Source organism: Escherichia sp. E4742, assembly GCF_005843885.1.
Taxonomy (GTDB): Bacteria; Pseudomonadota; Gammaproteobacteria; order Enterobacterales; family Enterobacteriaceae; genus Escherichia.
Genome location: NZ_CP040443.1, coordinates 2,575,875 through 2,593,963 on the forward strand (window position 1 = coordinate 2,575,875; position 18,089 = coordinate 2,593,963).

Annotated in this window: 15 protein-coding genes; 13 read left to right on the plus strand and 2 right to left on the minus strand. The window is 47.0% G+C overall.

The genetic code is table 11. From position 1 onward, the window contains the following. Positions 1-7 precede the first annotated feature (7 nt). Both cadB and cadC read right to left on the minus strand, forming a co-directional pair. Complete coding sequence (gene cadB, locus FEM44_RS12490) at positions 8-1,342, minus strand: cadaverine/lysine antiporter (RefSeq protein ID WP_135523570.1); 1,335 nt, start codon at positions 1,340-1,342, stop codon at positions 8-10. A 361-nt stretch (positions 1,343-1,703) separates the two neighbouring features. Further along, positions 1,704-3,242 carry a lysine decarboxylation/transport transcriptional activator CadC gene (gene cadC / locus FEM44_RS12495; protein ID WP_135523571.1) on the minus strand — a complete coding sequence of 513 codons (1,539 nt, stop codon included), beginning with the start codon at positions 3,240-3,242 and terminating at the stop codon, positions 1,704-1,706. A gap of 707 nt (positions 3,243-3,949) precedes the next feature. On the opposite strand from cadC, the gene FEM44_RS12505 reads away from it, so the two are divergent. From FEM44_RS12505 to FEM44_RS12565, 13 genes are all read left to right on the plus strand, one after another. Further along, positions 3,950-4,825 carry a ParA family protein gene (locus tag FEM44_RS12505; RefSeq protein ID WP_087901594.1) on the plus strand — a complete coding sequence of 292 codons (876 nt, stop codon included), beginning with the start codon at positions 3,950-3,952 and terminating at the stop codon, positions 4,823-4,825. Beyond that, positions 4,825-5,214 (plus strand): hypothetical protein, encoded by a 390-nt coding sequence (locus FEM44_RS12510; protein WP_087901595.1) that lies wholly within the window; start codon positions 4,825-4,827, stop codon positions 5,212-5,214. The genes FEM44_RS12505 and FEM44_RS12510 overlap by 1 nt, the downstream gene beginning before the upstream one ends. Further along, positions 5,207-6,559 carry an SPI-7-type island replicative DNA helicase gene (gene dnaB-PI, locus FEM44_RS12515; RefSeq protein WP_135523572.1) on the plus strand — a complete coding sequence of 451 codons (1,353 nt, stop codon included), beginning with the start codon at positions 5,207-5,209 and terminating at the stop codon, positions 6,557-6,559. Before FEM44_RS12510 ends, dnaB-PI begins: the two co-directional genes overlap by 8 nt. After that, positions 6,549-8,165 (plus strand): ParB family protein, encoded by a 1,617-nt coding sequence (locus FEM44_RS12520; RefSeq protein WP_135523573.1) that lies wholly within the window; start codon positions 6,549-6,551, stop codon positions 8,163-8,165. The genes dnaB-PI and FEM44_RS12520 overlap by 11 nt, the downstream gene beginning before the upstream one ends. Then, positions 8,162-8,404 (plus strand): TraR/DksA C4-type zinc finger protein, encoded by a 243-nt coding sequence (locus FEM44_RS12525; RefSeq protein ID WP_135523574.1) that lies wholly within the window; start codon positions 8,162-8,164, stop codon positions 8,402-8,404. Before FEM44_RS12520 ends, FEM44_RS12525 begins: the two co-directional genes overlap by 4 nt. Positions 8,405-8,485: 81 nt before the next feature. Then, entirely contained in the window at positions 8,486-9,010 is a 525-nt protein-coding gene (locus FEM44_RS12530) for a DUF2857 domain-containing protein (protein ID WP_135487275.1), read from the plus strand. Next, entirely contained in the window at positions 9,010-10,218 is a 1,209-nt protein-coding gene (locus FEM44_RS12535) for an STY4528 family pathogenicity island replication protein (protein WP_135523575.1), read from the plus strand. The genes FEM44_RS12530 and FEM44_RS12535 overlap by 1 nt, the downstream gene beginning before the upstream one ends. A gap of 207 nt (positions 10,219-10,425) precedes the next feature. Then, positions 10,426-12,081, plus strand: a complete 1,656-nt coding sequence (locus FEM44_RS12540) for a YadA C-terminal domain-containing protein (RefSeq protein WP_138159008.1) — start codon at positions 10,426-10,428, stop codon at positions 12,079-12,081. A 130-nt stretch (positions 12,082-12,211) separates the two neighbouring features. Continuing rightward, positions 12,212-12,961, plus strand: a complete 750-nt coding sequence (locus FEM44_RS12545) for a PFL_4669 family integrating conjugative element protein (RefSeq protein ID WP_135523578.1) — start codon at positions 12,212-12,214, stop codon at positions 12,959-12,961. Beyond that, positions 12,951-13,514, plus strand: a complete 564-nt coding sequence (locus FEM44_RS12550; protein ID WP_135523579.1) for a hypothetical protein — start codon at positions 12,951-12,953, stop codon at positions 13,512-13,514. The genes FEM44_RS12545 and FEM44_RS12550 overlap by 11 nt, the downstream gene beginning before the upstream one ends. Continuing rightward, positions 13,511-15,514, plus strand: coding sequence for a DNA topoisomerase III (locus tag FEM44_RS12555; protein WP_135523580.1), 2,004 nt, complete (start codon positions 13,511-13,513; stop codon positions 15,512-15,514). The genes FEM44_RS12550 and FEM44_RS12555 overlap by 4 nt, the downstream gene beginning before the upstream one ends. A gap of 636 nt (positions 15,515-16,150) precedes the next feature. Beyond that, complete coding sequence (locus FEM44_RS12560) at positions 16,151-16,687, plus strand: hypothetical protein (RefSeq protein ID WP_138159010.1); 537 nt, start codon at positions 16,151-16,153, stop codon at positions 16,685-16,687. A 31-nt stretch (positions 16,688-16,718) separates the two neighbouring features. Beyond that, a complete protein-coding gene (locus FEM44_RS12565) occupies positions 16,719-17,573 on the plus strand; it encodes a 3D domain-containing protein (protein ID WP_135523582.1) in 855 nt (284 codons plus the stop codon). Positions 17,574-18,089: the final 516 nt, after the last annotated feature.

An 18,089-nucleotide genomic window follows, 5' to 3' on the forward strand; every position in this document is an offset into this window, starting at 1 on the left:
CTTTTAATTAATGTGCGTTAGATGCTGTGTGGTTATCCATTGAGTGGCTCTGGCGCTCGTGCATTTTGCGAGCGTAGAACATCAGGATAATCAGGCTGACGATGAAGGTACCTGCCAGCTCGAAGGAGCTTGCGCCCATCAGAGCGATGAAGCAGAACACGCAACCCAGTACAGAGCAGATCAGGCTGACAAAGTTGCGGATGTTAACGCCTTCAAAACGAATCAGGTCAACGCAAGAGTAGAAGTACGGCAGCATAGTCAGCAGTACTGCGATACCGGTCAGTTCACCGAACAGGTCAGATGCTTTACCACCAGCAGAGTTCATCAGAGTGATGAGGATCATCAGGGCAGTCATTTTCACTGCAGCCAGCAGCAGACCTTTTTTCGGAATACCGTTGCTGTCGACTTCACCATAAACTTTCGGGAAGTTACCGTCGTTAGCGGCACGTACACCTGCCTGGCCTACCAGCATCATCCAGGAACCCAGGGAAGTCAGGCACGCAAAGGCGGTGAATGCAGAAACCATCGGCGCAGCCCAGTTACCCAGGATAGTAGAAGCACTGATTGCAAACGGAGCACCGGAAGCTGCCATTACAGAAGACGGATACATACCGGAAAGCACCTGAGTCGCAGCAATGTAAACAATACCTGCTAAACCAGTACCCAGCATGGTTGCCAGTGGAACGGTACGTTTCGGGTTTTTAACCATACCAGTACTTACAGCTGCGGATTCAACACCCACGAAGGCCCACAGGCAGAGCAGAATACTTTTAATGATCGCATGACCATCAGTGGTACCCGCAGTATTCCAGTTAGCTGCATAAGTTGCAGCATCAAACCAATGCCAGCCAACAATAGCAGTCATAACCACAGGAATAAGAACCAGCACCAGGCCAATAGTGGTTAAACGGCTTACCCAGGTACCGCCGAGCATATTTACAAAGGTAAATACCCAGACGATAGCAATACAGGCGATACCCGCCGGAACAGGATCATTTAATACTGGGAAGAAGGTGGAAAGATAAGATACAGCGGTAATACCAATCGCCAGGTTACCAATCCAGTTAGCATGGTAATAAAGAACACCTGTCTGAAAACCAAATGCAGGGGAAATTTCTCCAGCATAAGCAATTGGGCCACCTTGTTGCGGGTTCTTTGTTGCCAGTCGGGCATATACATAAGCCAGCGACATTGCACCAATAATAGAGATGATCCAACCCCAGATAGCAATACCACCGATACTTGCAAGGTTCGCGGGTAATAATGCAATACCGCTCCCCATCATATTACCGGCAACAACACCGGTACAGGCAAATAGCCCAATCTTCTTGGCAGAACTCATGCTCTTCTCCTAATTTCATTTTAGAATTTGGAGTCCGGGTCATGATGTATAACTATTTACTGACCAGACCAAACTGGCGACAAGACTACTCAAAAAAAAAGATTAATCCTAAAGATTAGGTGAAATAATACAAAAGTTTATGTCAGTGAGGATTTTAGCTCTTCATTAACAGATCAGAATCGCAAGTTGATATCATGAAAAGATAAACATTCAATATTTACAATGAATTACGAGAAAGTTTCCGGTTAAATTTATGTAATAAAAATTATGCAGCAAATAAATTGCTGCAACATGTTGTGTCAATAAATATACAAGCGTTTAACGCTAAAAATCCCCGCGAATGAATCAACCCAGGATTCGTTTATTCTGAAGCGAGAAATTTGTCGAGATAAGGAACAACATAAGAAACAGAAGTCTGGAATATGCCATTTTCAATCCAGTAAAGGGTGTTTGCTCCTGGGCGTAAATTAAAGGCGGTGAGATATGCATCAGCAGCTTCTCGGTTCATCCCCTTCATCTCATAAACTTTGCCAAGCAACACATAATTTAACCAGGACATTTCAAGGTCAATGCCAGTATTTATCGCCTGGTAAGATTCGTCTGTTTTTCCTTTTGCCAGAGCACTGACCGCTTTTATTTGATAGAGAATGGCCAGATTATTCATTCCTGGCAGTGTAGCAATGTTATCAATTTCTGTGTTCAGTGCTGCTAATTGTTTTTCATCTAAAGGATGCTGAGAATGACGTACTATATCAACTAATGCTTTCTCTGCTCTCGCATAGGTAAATTCAGGAGATGATTGAACTATCTCACCTAATAACTCACTGGCACGGTTCAATGATTTATCATCACCATGCATTAAATAATCATGTGCCTGATAAAAATTAGTTAATAACGCACCACGATGAGGCAAAATTTGTTGGAGCATCTCCTGCATTCGTTGTGGCCACGGTTGATTTAACGCTTTTGACAAACTCTCCAGTAAATCATTTTGAATCGCCAGCTGATTACCGTTAGTGATGACATAACGTTTATCCAGCATGGTCGAACCATCTGCATTGTCTACCAATTTTACCGACATAAAGCACTGTTGAGCGCGGTATTGGCGCTGATTAACAAACGCAATAGATAATGTTTTACCGGAACTGCTCGGTTCATCAATGTTGTAGTTGATTTTGTCATGAACCATAAAAGTGGAGAAGGTATTAAGTGACGTAGCCACCAAATCACCCACGCCTATCGCGTAAGAGAGCTGATACGGGGAAGTCCAACTGTTACAACTCTTATTCACCATATTAATGTCAATATCGCGTGGATTGAGCAAAATCCGCGATTTACTCATAGGAAGACGCGTTTCAAGACTGGAAAACGCCACCAGTGCTACACAGATACCTAACGACAACAGGAAAAAAAACCATACCCAAAAGGTAGTGAATCGTTTGCTTTTAACTGGGGATTGTTCAGGTGGCGTTGCGGTGTTTTGAATGTTAAGACTGTGGGAAGGGGAATCTGTGTCAGGAATCGCCTCTGGTATAGGGGGAGGCGAAGATTGCATTATTTCTTCTCCCTCCTCTTCGCTGTACCAGATAACTGGCACCATTAATTTATAACCGCGCTTTGGTACAGTAGCGATATAGACAAGACTATCTTCATCATTATCTTTTAATGACTTACGCAGTTCTGAGATACTCTGCGTAACAACGTGATTGGTAACAATACTTCTCTTCCAGACATTATCGATAAGTTCATCTCTGCTAAGTACTTCGCCACTGTGTTGAGCAAAGAAAACCAGAAGATCGATTAGTCTCGGCTCAAGGGTAAGTTGACGCCCATTGCGACTAATTTGGTTTATGGACGGAGTAACAAGCCACTCGCCAACGCGAACTACAGGTTGTTGCATAATAAAAGCTCATTCGAAAAGGGAATGGTGCAATGATAATTGCCATAACCTATTTTTACCAACTATAGATGGATGCGTTTACATATTGCCGGTGAATATGAGACGTTATTTTTACCAGCCGTAAACCTCTTGATTACATCGCCTTACGAAAGGACTTTAATGAGAATCAGAAGTAATTTGCCTTACCACCAAGATTGATTATCTTTGCCAAAGAAAACGTTCAGAAAACAATCCTCGGAAAATTGCCTGGAACGCTTACTATTTTAATGGATTGTTAGTCTTTGCATGATCAAACGGACTGATACATTTCTCTTTGTTCGCATCCAGAAAATCTCATCAGTCGGCGTTCTGTTTATGGATGCGTTACGCTCCGGATGACGTCATTTGACGTTCAACAGCATCACGGGGCCGCACGACATTTCGCGTCAGTCAGTGTCATAGCTCCGGGACAAATTTTCTCAAACAGGGGGATACCCGCAAAATGCTGGTGATGTGGGGAGAATTTGGTTGAGTTTGGTGGGAGTGATTTGGAGGAAGAACGGTTAAATCGTGGCGTCCTGAAACGAAAAACGGACCTCCGTGGAGGTCCGTTTATATGAATTTGGTGCCCGGACTCGGAATCGAACCAAGGACACGGGGATTTTCAATCCCTGATTTAAACACGCATAGAACGTTTGTTACCTGTAAATCATATACAGGTGACTTATATGCATGTAATTTCAGTAATTTCTACCAAAGGCGGTGAAGGTAAGTCTACTAAATCTGCCAACCTGGCAGGCTTATGTGCCGATGCCGGTCTCAAAACTCTCCTGCTTGATGGCGATTACCGTCAGCCAACCGTCTCCAGTTATTACCCTCTTCGTTATGAAGCTCCATGTGGTCTGTATGAGCTGCTTATGCAGACTGTAGATCTTAACCATCCGGAACAGTTAATTTCCCATACCTGCATTGAAAATCTTGATCTGATAATTTCCAACGATCCTCACGGACAACTAAAAACGGCAATGATGCACGCGCCGGATGGGCGCATCCGATTACGTAATCAGCTACAGCATCCATTATTTGCTTCTTATGACGTAATTATTGGTGACACACAAGGCGCTCGCTCAATCATGCTGGAGCAGATGCTTCTGGCGACAACACATACCGCGCTGGCAGTTGTAAAGCCTGTAATGCCTGATATTCGGGAATTCTTACGAGGAACGGTGGGATTGATGGAAGAACTGCTTCCCTACCGTGGGTTTGGTATTGCGTTGCCGCCAATGAAGATATTGGTCAACTGCATGGATTACACTCTGCTGGCCGAAGAAGCGCTGAGCGCATTAACTACGATAATTACAGATGGAACGTATAGCAAAGCGGATATTCCCCCCGTCACTCTGCTCGAAACCCAAATCTACGATCTTGAAGTCTACAAACTGGGCCATACGCGGGGACAACCCGCTCACCGTCTTGAATACCATACTGACCGTAAGAGTCTGCCAGCGGCGCAGACTATGCATGATCTGGCCTGTGAATTATTCCCCCAGTGGCGCGACCGTTTTGATGCAGTACTGCAAAACCAGCCGAAGGGGGATAAGTGATGAGACTCTATCGGGCAACGTACAGCCTCTTAAACCGCGATGGCCGGATCACAGTTGATGAGCAGTGGGTCTTTTTTGAAGCCGAAACTTACGCTGATGCACTGGAAAAAATACCCGGTCTATTGATGACGATGTGGGATTGCTGTGAATCCCAGCTCGAAGTATGGAACCTGATGCCGGATAACCAGCTTGTTGATCTCAGTATGGATATGGAGATTGATTCTCCCCGGGAGTGGCGTTTCTTTGAAGTTGGCTATTCTGCTGGTTCTGCCGTTTATCTTGATGTCGAACGGGATGGCTGGCCGCTGTTTCTTGTCTCCCCGTCCTGGCTGGCTCGTCTGAATAAAGCGTTGGCTGAATGTCGTAGCGTCGGAGGCCAGCATGAATAACGCCGAAAAGATATCGCCGCCGCACTCCATCAGCGCCGAACAAGCCGTTCTTGGTGGCCTGATGCTCGATAACGATCGCTGGGATGATATCGCAACGATTATTTCTGCCGACAGCTTTTATTCGCGACCGCATGGCGTGATTTTCTCAGTGATGCAGGCTCTTCTGCTTCAGAACAAGCCCATCGATCTGATTACTCTGGCTGAATCAATGGAGCAGCAGGGGACATTAGAACAGTGTGGCGGTTTTGCCTATCTCGCTGAACTCTCCAAAAATACGCCCAGTGCGGCCAATATTGTGGCTTATGCGGAGTATGTTGCCAGCTACGGCCAAAAGCGTCGGTTGCTGGAACTGGGGCATGATCTGGTCGGACAGGCCAGCGATGCCAGAAGTGACCTGACGGTATTACTGGATGAAGCTGAGCGCCGCATCTTTGCTATTGCCGAACAACAATCTCCGGATGGCGACGTTGATCTGTATGCCTCACTGGAATCCTTCCTCAATCAATTAGAGCAACGTTGCAGTAGTGAAGATCTCATTACCGGTACGCCTACCGGTTTTGCTCAACTGAATACGATGACCAGCGGCTTCCAGCCCAGCGACCTGATTTTGCTGGCTGGCCGTCCGTCAATGGGGAAAACTGCTTTTGGATTGGCATTCTGCGAAGGGGCGTTGAATGAACGACCGGACATGGCTGTACAGGTTTACAGTCTGGAAATGCCTACCGAGCAGTTGCTAATGCGCTTTACCGCCATGCTGGGGCGTGTGCCTCTGCAACACCTGCGCAATGGCGATATGCAGGATGAAGACTGGGCGCGTGTTAGTGCAGCAATGAAAGTCCTGCTTGAAGACTGGAAAGGAAGGCTGGTAATCGATGATTCCAGTTACATGACTCCGACAATCCTGCGTTCAAAGGTACGGCGGAATATCCGTAAATACGGTAATCCATCCCTGATCCTGCTGGATTACCTGCAACTGATGCGCTGCCCGGGGCAGGAGAACCGGACGCAGGAGATCGCGGAAATCTCCCGCTCACTCAAGGCGCTGGCGAAAGAAATTGGTTGTCCGGTGGTGGCGTTATCACAGCTTAACCGGTCACTGGAAAGCCGGGCAGATAAGCGCCCGAATAATGGCGATCTGCGTGACTCCGGGGCGCTGGAGCAGGATGCCGATCTGATTATGTTTGTTTATCGGGATGAAGTGTATGACGCCGATACGTCTGAACCCGGTGTGGCCGAAATTATTCTTGGCAAGCAGCGTAATGGCCCGATTGGTACTGTAAAAGTACAGTACCAGGCGGAGATTACCCGTTTTGAGGATTTCACAGGAGGTCGCTATGACTTCTAAGAAATCCAGCCAGTTAGGCGAAAAGTTGCTTCAGCGGGGCCGTACCCCGAATACTGGAAGCTCTGCTGTGGTGTTGCCGATAAATGAAATGCCGATGGTATTAACGCTGGAGCAGTTGCGCCCTAATCCTGATAACCCCCGAACATCCCGCAACCCGAAGTATGAAGATATCAAAGCGTCGATCCGCGCCCGGGGGCTGGATTCGGTGCCTAAAGTTACCAAAGATCCGGAAAATCCTGAGGATGTTTATATCTTCAGCGACGGCGGAAACACTCGCTATTCCGCCCTGACTGAACTGTATATAGAAACCGGTGATGAACGCTTTAACCGCGTCCAGTGCATAGTAAAGCCGTGGCCGGGACGTTTGCAGTGTGTCATCGGTCATCTGGCCGAGAATGATGTGCGTGGCGAGCTGTCATTTATTGAGAAAGCCTTTGGTATCGAAAAGGCGAGAGCTATTTACGAGGAACAGCTGGGGCGCGAAGTGAGCCAGCGTGAGCTGGCCGATCTGCTGAAAGAGGCGGGTTATCCGGTTCACCATTCGAATATCAGTCGTATGGTGGCGACAATTGAGTACCTTTATCCGTGGATGCCCAACTTGCTTAATTCAGGTATGGGACGACCTCAGATCGCCCAGCTAATTACGTTGCGAACAGCGGCAGAAAAAGCTTGGCAAGCCTTCAGTCAGAACGTCGCGTTGCCTCCGGAACAGGAATTTAATGATGTCTTTGGTGGTGTTTGTCGCGCTTTTGACGACGCGGATCACTACTCAGCCGATGTCTTTAAAGAAGAGCTGATTACGGCCCTGTTGAAGGCGATGCCCGATCCGCAACTGACCTACGATAGCTGGCTGATTGAACTCGATCCACAGGAACAGAACCGGCGCAAACTCTTCGGTGCGCCGGAGCCGCTTCCCCAGCATGTTCTGGATGCGGACAAAATCCATGATGAGCCTTCACAACCACCGGCTGCTGAACCGCCCTCCGTTGCTACTGATTCCGGGTTAAAGGAGAAAAGGCCTGTCACAACTGAGGGCAATTCCTCCAATGATCTGGATCACCCGCCCGATGAAGAACCGCTAGATCTTTATGATGGGAATACCCTCCGGGATTCAACACCTGACTTACCCGACACTCTTCCGGGCGCTGAGCCAGGACCTTCTGCTGGTGACGAGCCGCTCCTGGAACCACCTGCAAATACTATCACTTTTGCCGCGAACGGGCTGGAGCCGGTAACCGATATCTGGCATATCCCGGCGTTACAGGATGATGTTGAACATCTACAGGACATCGCGTTTCGCCTGGCTTTCGAACTGGCGGAGGTGATGGGGGTTGAAGATGCTGTTCAGGAAGATAAATCTCTCCTGGGAACGGGTTATTCCCTCTCATCAAACCCAGATGGCGAACCTCTGGCTACGTTGTGCGGTGAGGCGACGGATATGCCTATATCGATATTAACCGGGTTTCTTATCGGTGCATCCAGTTCCGGTCCGTTAGATGCTCCATTATTTGATGATGTGTATGCGGTGAAATTCCTGCGTTTAATCAGGGTAGTGCGCCGTTTGCGCGAGCTGCAACGTGAGACATTAAGGGGGGAAACAGCATGAAAGCTGACTGGATTGATGAGGCGCAGGAAGTGACCCAATTGATGGTCGATAGCCAGGTAGAACGCATTCGCTCTTCATTTATATCACCGGCGATATCTTCCGCTGAATGCGAACGATGTGGACATGAGATCCCGGAGGCCCGTCGCAGAGCTGTTATGGGCGTCAGGCTGTGCGTTGAATGTCAGACCATTGCAGAGTTTCGGTGGCGTGTTGGATATGGAGGATACGATGAAAGCTGAAGCCACATCATGGATCATCATTCTGTTTTGTTTTCTGGCATGGGCTGTTGATATTGCGATTATTTATGGAGGGCGTGCGTAATGAATGCACTTTTAACGCAGATTGTAATGGAGCTGAAATCCGGCAATATCCGCCGTTGTGAGGCGATGGGGTTAACGCTGGAAGAGATTCAGGAACTAAACAGCTTAACCGTCGAGGATCTGCATTATCTGGTGAATACGCAGGTATCGCTTCTGACCTTCCGCATTAACCATACCAACCTGAACACCATGCTGGCGCAGGCCCGTCGTGAACAGAGCCGGACGCAGCGTATCGACAGGGCGTTAACGCTGGGTGGCTCTATCGAGCTGATGCAGCATTTTTTTGGCCTGACGGCGACGGAGGTCAGCTCCCGGCGACGCCTTGTTGGCGTTGTAACCCGACAGGGGCGCACTCAGATCCCTACAGAAGAGCAGGAACTGGAGGTGTGGCGGCAATGGAAGGCATCGAACGTTGACAACTTGGAATCACTGGATGCACTAGAGGCCATGATGCTAATCGCTGAGCAGCAGGACATTTCGTTAACCGCAGTCTGGACGTTAACCAAAGGATGGAGTGCCGCCTGATGGCCGTTGTTCCCGTCGATGATGTTATCCAGTGTACGCTGGCGAAGATGCAAAACCGGATTGAGCAAAAAACACAATCCGGCGAGCAGACTAATGAGCAGAGTGGATTGCTCTTTCTGGGGAACGTGCATGACGCCGTTCCTCGGCACTTATTTCTGGATAGCCGATTATCGCCACTGGATAAGATGGCGTGGGTGATGATCCGGCTGTACGCCCAGCAGAACGAGGGCGCTGTTTTTCCTACCTACGACGAATTGCAATGTCAACTGGCATTACCTCATTCGGATAAAGCCTCTCGTGAGACGATCAGCAGGGCGCTGTTAATGCTACGTCTTACCGGATGGCTGAGCCTTTGCAAGCGAGTCAGAGATAAATCTGGGCGCATTCGCGGCAATATCTATGCCCAACATGATGAGCCACTGGGACTGTTTGACGCGGAATATTTCGACCCCGGCTGGCTTGACGCCGTTGCTGATGCCTGCCGACACACCAATAAAACGATACGCCTGACGGCGCTGGCCGTTTTGCAGGAAATCAAATCCGATACCCGTATGCGTCACCGGCATTCGCGCGTTGCGCTGATAGAAGCGCGTTTGTCCGCTCCACAAACTCCGCAGGAAATAGTGTCATCATGGCAGAAGAAAATCCCCAGTTCTGAAACCGAACCGGGTCAAAAATCACAGAGTTCGGAATCCGAACTGGGCTGTCTGAAGGGGGATATTTTACCGGGTTCAGATTCCGAACTAAGCCGGAAATCAAGGGATGGCGGCTTAGTTCGAAAATCGAACCGTTACGTACGTAGTTTTACACAGAGTGTAAAAGATACGTACGTAGGGGGCGAAAGTCGGTTGTCATGGCCGACAGCGGTAATCGAACGACTGAATATGCCCGACCGGGATATGCTGGAGCGGCAGCTTGGAGCGTTACCTGGAGAGTTAGGGCAGCGAATCCTGGACGATCTGGCTGGTCGTATGAAAGCAACGGAAGTCAGGAACGTCACTGCGTATCTGCTGGCAAACCTGAAACGGGCAAGAGAGGGACTGTTTAATATAGGAGATAAAGGGGATATACCTAAGCTTGCGCCTGTGAAACAAAAAATTGTTAGCATATCGGCAACAAAAGAGTTCAACCGTGAGATAAAGCGAAGCAGACGTGAGTTTGTCTCACGAACGATGGACAAGATCCGTAGTAGTTATTTTAGCTCATAAAATAACCAGTGTTGACAGTGTCAACACTAAAAGTCTTGATGGTGGTTTAAGGAACAGAAGATAAATGAGATTTAGTCTGAAAATGTTTCTGCCGAGATCTATTGCAGTTAACCCTGAAAAAATACTAAAAATGCGAATATGGTTTTCTGTGGGGGAAATATCGTAGTTTTTGTTTACTTCCTTTTTTGCTAGAAAAAGGAAATTTAAATGAAATACTCTAAAATTTATTTACTTGTTATGTCTTCACTGTTGTCAGGTCCTGCGATGGCTGATTTTACTGATGATGGTTCTCATGTTCGCTGGACTAATGAGTGCACTCGCTCAGGCGGCGGGGATGAACACTGTACGCAGATGGATGAACCAGATGTTGCAGACGCTGTTAATAAAGGAATAGATATATCAAAAGATTATACAGACCAAAGATACGACGAAATGAAATCGTATGTTGAAAATAATGGAGTTGATAAAAGTTATGTTGATGCCGCTGATGCTGCGTCAAAAAAATATGCAGATCAGAAGGCTGCAACAGCGGAACAGAACGCTAAAAATCATGCAGATTCAAAAGCTGCGGCGGCTGAATCGAACGCAAATGCATACACTGACTCTAAATTTAGTGACATGCAATCATACGTAGATAATACAATTTCAAATATCAGTAACGGCGTGGATCAAAGTTATGTTGATGCTGGTGATGCAGGTGCGAAATCATATGCTGATCAGCAAGCAAATAACGCTGAAGATAATGCAAACGTATATACAGATTCGAAAATAAAAGACGCTACCAATGATATGCGCTCCTACACCGATAATTCATCGGCGCAGACGCTTGTTGATGCCAATACGTACACCGATACTCAGGTAACGAACGCTACCAATGATATGCGCTCCTACACCGATAACTCATCGGCGCAGACACTGGTTGATGCCAATACGTACACCGACACTCAGGTAACGAACGCCACCGATGATATGCGCTCCTACACTGATAACTCATCGGCGCAGACGCTGGTCGATGCCAATACGTACACCGATACTCAGGTAACGAACGCCACCAATGATATGCGCTCCTACACTGATAACTCATCGGCGCAGACGCTGGTCGATGCCAATACGTACACAGATACTCAGGTAACGAACGCCACCAATGATATGCGCTCCTACACTGATAATTCATCGGCGCAGACACTTGTTGATGCCAATACGTACACCGATACTCAGGTAACGAACGCCACCAATGATATGCGCTCCTACACTGATAACTCATCGGCGCAGACGCTGGTCGATGCCAATACGTACACAGATACTCAGGTAACGAACGCCACCAATGATATGCGCTCCTACACTGATAACTCATCGGCGCAGACGCTTGTTGATGCCAATACATACACCGATAATTCGTCAAAGAATACATATGACAAAGCAATTGAATATACTGATTCGAGAGTTAATCAGGGTAATAGTTATGCAATTGATATCTCGAAAAGTTACACAGACACATCCACAAGAAATACGTTAAATCAAGCAACAACGTATACCGATAACCGATTCAATCAATCTATCGATTATACGAACTCGCAAATAAATAAAGTGAACGGACGAATTGAACAATTAGATAGCAAAGTTGATAAAAATCGTCAGAAAGCTGCTGCGGGTATCGCTGGCGCGATGGCGATGGCAAGTATCCCCCAAAACTTCTCTTATGATTTCAACTTCGGTATGGGTATGGCGAACTTCGACAGTGAGCAAGCGATTTCAGCCGGTGGCTATTACCGTGTCAACGATAGAACTATTGTTTCATTAAAGTCATCCTTTGATACACAAAATAATCTTGGTGTTGCGGCGGGAGTGTCTTACGGTTGGTAATTATTAAGAGGGCAGATTTTTCTGCCCTCCTAGAATAAATTTTATTTTTGTACAATGATTTTATTATTGTGCTTCGTATCACCAATACACAACTATTTCCATCTCGTTGAACTTTTATAGATGGAAAATCATGTCAGACAAGATAGAAAAGAAAGCCGGTGCGTTGCATTCTGAGCTGCGCATCGAGTTGCACACCCAATACGCGATTAACACTTGGGGTGGGCGGCCAGCTTCGGAGGATAAGCCTTCACTTATCGGAATGCCGCTGTTTTTCAAGTTAATTTCCACGGTAAACCGAGATTCACTGGCCGATAATCCGTGGGCGGATGCGGCTCTGATGGAAGTGGAAACATTGCTGGAGACAGCCAGTCAGCAGCTCCAGAAATGGCTGAATGATATCGATGCCCTGATGGCAATGTTGCCAGTTAACGCCTCCCTTTCGGGAGTAACCTCTACTGCACCGCTGAATATTGCCGTTCACAGCCATACTCCGCTGGGATACCGCTGCGTTTACCTCTTGGTTGGATTCGATCAGTTGATCTTGCGCGTCTTCCAGGCGCATCACTACGGTCTGATGTCGCTGAAAGAGCGAAAAGCCTGGTTACATCGCGGTAGCCATCAAATTCGGCAAATCTTCTCTGTAGCCCTGCGCTACCGTTCTCATCCCGTTACCCGCCAGGATATAGCTTCAAATAATGATGCTGCCCGACAGGCTATCGAACAATTTGGGGAACTGGACAAGCCGATCCTGCTGGGAATCCGCCGTTCCCGCTTTTCTCCACCGGTAAGTACCGAAAGTATTAAAGCGTTGAAAGCTGCCTTCAAACGCCAGTCAAGCAAAGAGAAAGCGGCAAAGCAGGAGGTGCAGGATGATCAGTAATAAAACAGCTTGTACCGGATTGTTCCTCCTGAGTTCCTGCCTGAGTGGATGTGCGAGTGTTGACAGTGTCAACAGTGCGATAAACCAGATTGGCGGTGGGATCTTCTCAGTTGGCTCTGCACCGCCAGACAGTGGTCCGGTAGTGTTATCGAAAGGTGTACCGCAGGCCAGCCACAAAATTGCGCAGGAATATCGTGTTCCCGTTGATGTTGATACGGCAGCTGGGCGAGTAAAACGCTACTACGGTTTTATCTCGGCTGAAGAAGTGGCGCAACTACGTAATAACGGTACGCAAAGCGGAGGATGGACTGCTGCTTCAGTAGCCGATGGAGCTTGGGTATGGGATGGGCAATCCGGCAGCTATTACAAAATGGGGCGCGACTGGGGAAGCGAAAATACCGATGACAGCGTTCAGGTCGAACTGGAGAAAAATGGTTCTGGTTGTCGTATGTATATCACCTTTCGTTCCGGTTTGGCCTCCCATGCCACGGCGGCGTATACCGGCAAGCTGTTTGAGAATATGAAGAGCGTGGCGGAAGGGACGATTCGATGAAGCTCTTTCTCTGTGAAAAGCCCAGCCAGGGGCGCGATATTGCCGCCGTGCTGGGTGCGACAAAAAAAATGCCGGGTTATCAAACCGGAAACGGTGTGTGCGTAACCTGGGGTTTTGGTCACCTGCTGGAGCAGGCCAGCCCGGATGCCTACGGTGAACAGTTCGGTGTTCCCTGGCGTACCGATGTGCTACCGGTATTGCCGACAACGTGGCAAATGCAGGTTAAACCGGATGCTGCGGCTCAGTTTTCCGTCATCCAGAAACTGCTGAAACAGGCGGATACGGTAGTGATTGCCACTGATGCGGATCGGGAAGGAGAGGTGATTGCCCGTGAAATCCTTGATTATTGCCATTATCAGGGAAAAGTTGAGCGGTTGTGGCTCTCGGCACTTGATGAAGCCAGCGTTCGCGCCGCACTGGCGGCGATAAAGCCCGGAAATGCGACTTTACCCTACTATTTAGCCGGTCTGGGCCGTGCCCGGGCTGACTGGCAGATCGGCATGAATATGACGCGGCTATATTCAGTCAAGGCGCGGGAGAACGGCTACGGCAGCGTGTTATCCGTGGGGCGGGTGCAGACGCCGACGCTTAACCTGATTGTGGTGCGTGATTGTGAAACTGCGCAGTTTGTCCCGAAGCCCTACTGGAATGTTGTGGTGCAGCTGGCAGCGGGAGGGATCACATTTCAGGCGCAGTGGGTACCAGCAGCGGCGTATTGTGATGAGGAAAAACGCTGTATTAATCCGACTGCGGCGCAGCAGGTGGTTCAGCTTTGCAAGAAAACCGGGCAGGCGACGGTGGCGGAGGTTGAGACCAAAAGGGAGACTGAATCCGCTCCACTGGCATTTGATCTTGGTACGCTACAACAAGCCTGTTCCCGTCGTTTTGGCTATGGCGCTCAACAGGTGCTGGATATTGCGCAGGCTTTGTATGAAACTCACAAAGCAACCACGTACCCTCGTACTGATTGCGGCTACCTGCCAACATCCATGCGTGGCGAGATCGGACAGGTGATGGCTTCGATACAGCAAAGCGATCCCGCTTTATCTGCGACCATCTCGCGGCTTGATATGCAGCATGTTTCCCGAATCTGGAATGACAAAAAGATCACCGCGCACCACGGTATTATCCCTACGAAGCCGCGCTGTGATCTTGCAAAAATGAGTGAGCAGGAGCGCAACGTTTACCAGCTTATCCGGCAGCATTATATGGCCCAGTTCCTGCCAAACCATGAAGTGGATGCCACGCGGATTTCGCTGCATTCCAGTGGGCAGTTATTTAAGACCAGCGGTAAGGTTGTGGTCGTTGCTGGCTGGAAGAGCTTGTTTGGTAAGGACGCTGAAGAAGATACAGAAAGTTCCGGTGACAAAACCCGGTTACCTGCAATGGCTAAAGGGAGTGTATGCCAGGTCACTGGGGCAGAAGCGAAACAGCAGCAAACAAAACCACCGGAGCACTATACGGAAGGTACATTGATTGCCGCGATGAAGAACGCGGCGCAGTTTGTCACCGATCCGCGCCTTAAAAAGATCCTCAAGGAGAATGCGGGGTTGGGTACAGAAGCGACCCGGGCAGGCGTGATTGAAACGTTGCTGAAGCGTGGATTTGTGGTGAAGAAAGGCAAGCACCTGCTGGCGACGCCTATTGCCGCTGACCTGATGGCGGTGTTACCTGCACAGCTCAAAGATCCCGGCATGACGGCACTATGGGAGCAGTCGTTGGATGATATTGCTGAAGGCCGGATGACGCTGGATGATTTTATGGCGAAACAGTCTGCCTGGACCAGGCAACTGGTGGAAAAAGGGCGACAGCAGACCGTCAGGATTACGTTACCGCCGTCTCCGCCGTGCCCGGTTTGTGGCGGTGCAACGCGGCAGCGCACGGGGAAGTCCGGCTCATTCTGGGGATGCGTCAACTACCCTGACTGCAACGGGATTGTGAATATCGGAGCAAAGAAACCTGCTCGGCGGCGGAAAAGTCCTGCAAAGAACAATGGTTGATTAGATTTATGTTTTTGGTTGGAAGCGTAGCGTGAATTTGCTATTTTGCTCATGGCTTTGAAGTACCCCGCGACTGCGGTAATCCGGTTATTCGTTCATACAGGCGAACGACTGGACAGTATGGCAACCCATTTTGTTACCTGGATGAGGTTGTAAGGCGTGACCCTCCGTGAGACTACACGTCGGCCAATGAAAGGCTCTGGCCCGGAGAAGTGACATTGACGATGAACCCGTGGTACAGGTTCAGAGGCTCGATACTAGGATGGGATCGGGCCTTTTTTATATGAATCGCACCAATTCTGCTATGGGAAAGCTGTTTATCTTCATGATTACCTAATCTGGTAATAGGCCAACATATCCAGCCTCGTTGAGTTCTCAATGAGGAGGCGATATTTCTATTTTTCCATAAATATCAGAAGGTTGATTTAGTTGTATCTTCAATATAAGTAGGTCGTTTATTCTGTATTAAAAGCATTTTAGAGCTTAAAAAGTGATAAGTGTTTATAACTTTCGGATATTCCACTGATTTAAATGAAATGTACAATGTAAAAATAATGAAGTGAATGTCGCATTGAAATGTTTGCAAGTGAAAAAAAGACCTATACTTATCTGTAAAATACTACTGGGTTGTATCAAGTGAAAAAACAACTTGTTGTATTAGTTTTTATATATACGCTTAATGGCTGTTTTTATGAACGAACCAAAGTACCAGACCAAATTGAATTGGTTAATTATCCAAAGCAACTAAGTACGTCTAACGATAAAGAAAAAAAAGAGTTTGCGGCTGCATGGGAGGATTTTATCTTAGCAAGTAATAGATGTCGTATTATTCATAATAATTACGAAATTGGATATAAGAATGCAGAGCAGGCTAAGTTGATTGTTGGTGGTATAGGAGGTATTGCCGGTATTACTGGTGCGATTATTGTTACCGCAGGAAGCGGAGCTATAGTTGGAGGTATCGCTGCAGGTGTTTCTGGCATGTCTAGTATGATTCTTGGTAATTCAGAGAAAGGGCCATTGGGGACGAATTATTATTTATTACAAAAGGAAGGCATCGCTAGGCAAATACAGCGTGCTTCCGTCGAAGCTCAGAGGACAGATGACCCTAAGAAAATTTATAGCATAGCGTCAAAGTTAGCTGCAGCATGCCTATCTGCAGAATTAGAATAGGATAATTAACTTTTGTAATAATGGTGATGATATGATAGTTCATTATAGCAATAATGTAGCTGTTTCAGTATTAACTATCGTTATTTTATGTTCTTTATCGCAATCGTCATTAGCTGACAATAAGCTAAATTCTCGTATTGATATAGATGAGAAAGCTACCACATCTACGCCTGATATAAATATAGACGATCGTTATCTATTTAATCTACCAGAACCATCTGCATCGCAGATTATTAAAGAAATCCCCGTTGCAGCTTCACGATTTTACGTTAAAATTGTGGCTGCAGATTCATCAAAGGATAGCATTCCATATCGAGATATATCAGGGAGTCCTATTAGCGATAAAATACTTCCTCGAAACTGGTGTTTAGGAGCAATTGAAGGATCTATTTCAACCACTTTTAATGGTAAGCCTGTAATTCTTAACTATGTTCAAACTAAAAACAATCCCAAGTTTAACGTGGATTGTTTAAAGGAAGTTCCTATTGGAAGTAGTGAGCATGATGGGAAGTCAAGATATAAATTAACTAATGCTAAATTTGGTTTAGGTGTAAAAAACTGGTTTTTAGTTCCTTATAGAACGATAGCAGTTGACCCTTCATATATACGCTATGGTACCGTTATTTATATAGCTAAAGCTCGAGGTAAACTTATTACTCTGCCTTCTGGAGAAAAGATTCATCATGATGGGTATTTTTTCGCTGGAGACAGAGGTAACTCAGAGAAAATAAAACATGAGCGTATTGATATATTCTGTGCTTTTGATGAAAAATGCTTGAGTGATGTCACTAAAAGTAATGATAAAATCAAATATCCCATGGCTGCTAAAGTAATTAATAACGATAAAATTGAAGCAATGTTTTTAAGGTTTCATGAAAAAGAATAGTAAGGTATTAAATTAAGAAATAATATCGCAACTCACATGTTATTATTTTTGTTTTATGATCTTTTTTTATTTTGTCATTTTTATAATGGCTGTTTTTGTAGTGAACGTGTTTCGCCTTCTCAATTTTAATCGACATTAATATTTAAAAATATTTTTTTTGGGATGGTAATTACCGGTGATACTGTCAACTCTCCCCTACCTACATTAATCCAAATATGTTAATTTAATTGTGGCAGAAATAATTAATGTATTGATTTCTGCCTGAATTCGTTAACAATGCCCTCTCTTACTCCGTTGTCACCGACAACAGCCAATGTCCTAGTAATCTGAGAGGGACGCCTTCGGGTGATTGCCAGCCAAAATCGTCATGGCCTGAGAGACGATGCCTTCGGGCGGTAACCTTGCTTAACCTTTGAGAGCAGGGATCGCAATAGCGATAAAGGTACACTTCAACCACAGACCGTCAGCGTCACTTTGATGTCTGACACCCCAGCGGGAAAACACCCGGCTGGGATG

Excerpts from the sequence above, each read along its gene's own strand:
- cadB (WP_135523570.1), bottom strand. The coding sequence starts at position 1,342 with ATGAGTTCTGCCAAGAAGATTGGGCTATTTGCCTGTACCGGTGTTGTT.
- cadC (WP_135523571.1), bottom strand. The coding sequence starts at position 3,242 with ATGCAACAACCTGTAGTTCGCGTTGGCGAGTGGCTTGTTACTCCGTCC.
- FEM44_RS12505 (WP_087901594.1), top strand. The coding sequence starts at position 3,950 with ATGCATGTAATTTCAGTAATTTCTACCAAAGGCGGTGAAGGTAAGTCT.
- FEM44_RS12510 (WP_087901595.1), top strand. The coding sequence starts at position 4,825 with ATGAGACTCTATCGGGCAACGTACAGCCTCTTAAACCGCGATGGCCGG.
- dnaB-PI (WP_135523572.1), top strand. The coding sequence starts at position 5,207 with ATGAATAACGCCGAAAAGATATCGCCGCCGCACTCCATCAGCGCCGAA.
- FEM44_RS12520 (WP_135523573.1), top strand. The coding sequence starts at position 6,549 with ATGACTTCTAAGAAATCCAGCCAGTTAGGCGAAAAGTTGCTTCAGCGG.
- FEM44_RS12525 (WP_135523574.1), top strand. The coding sequence starts at position 8,162 with ATGAAAGCTGACTGGATTGATGAGGCGCAGGAAGTGACCCAATTGATG.
- FEM44_RS12530 (WP_135487275.1), top strand. The coding sequence starts at position 8,486 with ATGAATGCACTTTTAACGCAGATTGTAATGGAGCTGAAATCCGGCAAT.
- FEM44_RS12535 (WP_135523575.1), top strand. The coding sequence starts at position 9,010 with ATGGCCGTTGTTCCCGTCGATGATGTTATCCAGTGTACGCTGGCGAAG.
- FEM44_RS12540 (WP_138159008.1), top strand. The coding sequence starts at position 10,426 with ATGAAATACTCTAAAATTTATTTACTTGTTATGTCTTCACTGTTGTCA.
- FEM44_RS12545 (WP_135523578.1), top strand. The coding sequence starts at position 12,212 with ATGTCAGACAAGATAGAAAAGAAAGCCGGTGCGTTGCATTCTGAGCTG.
- FEM44_RS12550 (WP_135523579.1), top strand. The coding sequence starts at position 12,951 with ATGATCAGTAATAAAACAGCTTGTACCGGATTGTTCCTCCTGAGTTCC.
- FEM44_RS12555 (WP_135523580.1), top strand. The coding sequence starts at position 13,511 with ATGAAGCTCTTTCTCTGTGAAAAGCCCAGCCAGGGGCGCGATATTGCC.
- FEM44_RS12565 (WP_135523582.1), top strand. The coding sequence starts at position 16,719 with ATGATAGTTCATTATAGCAATAATGTAGCTGTTTCAGTATTAACTATC.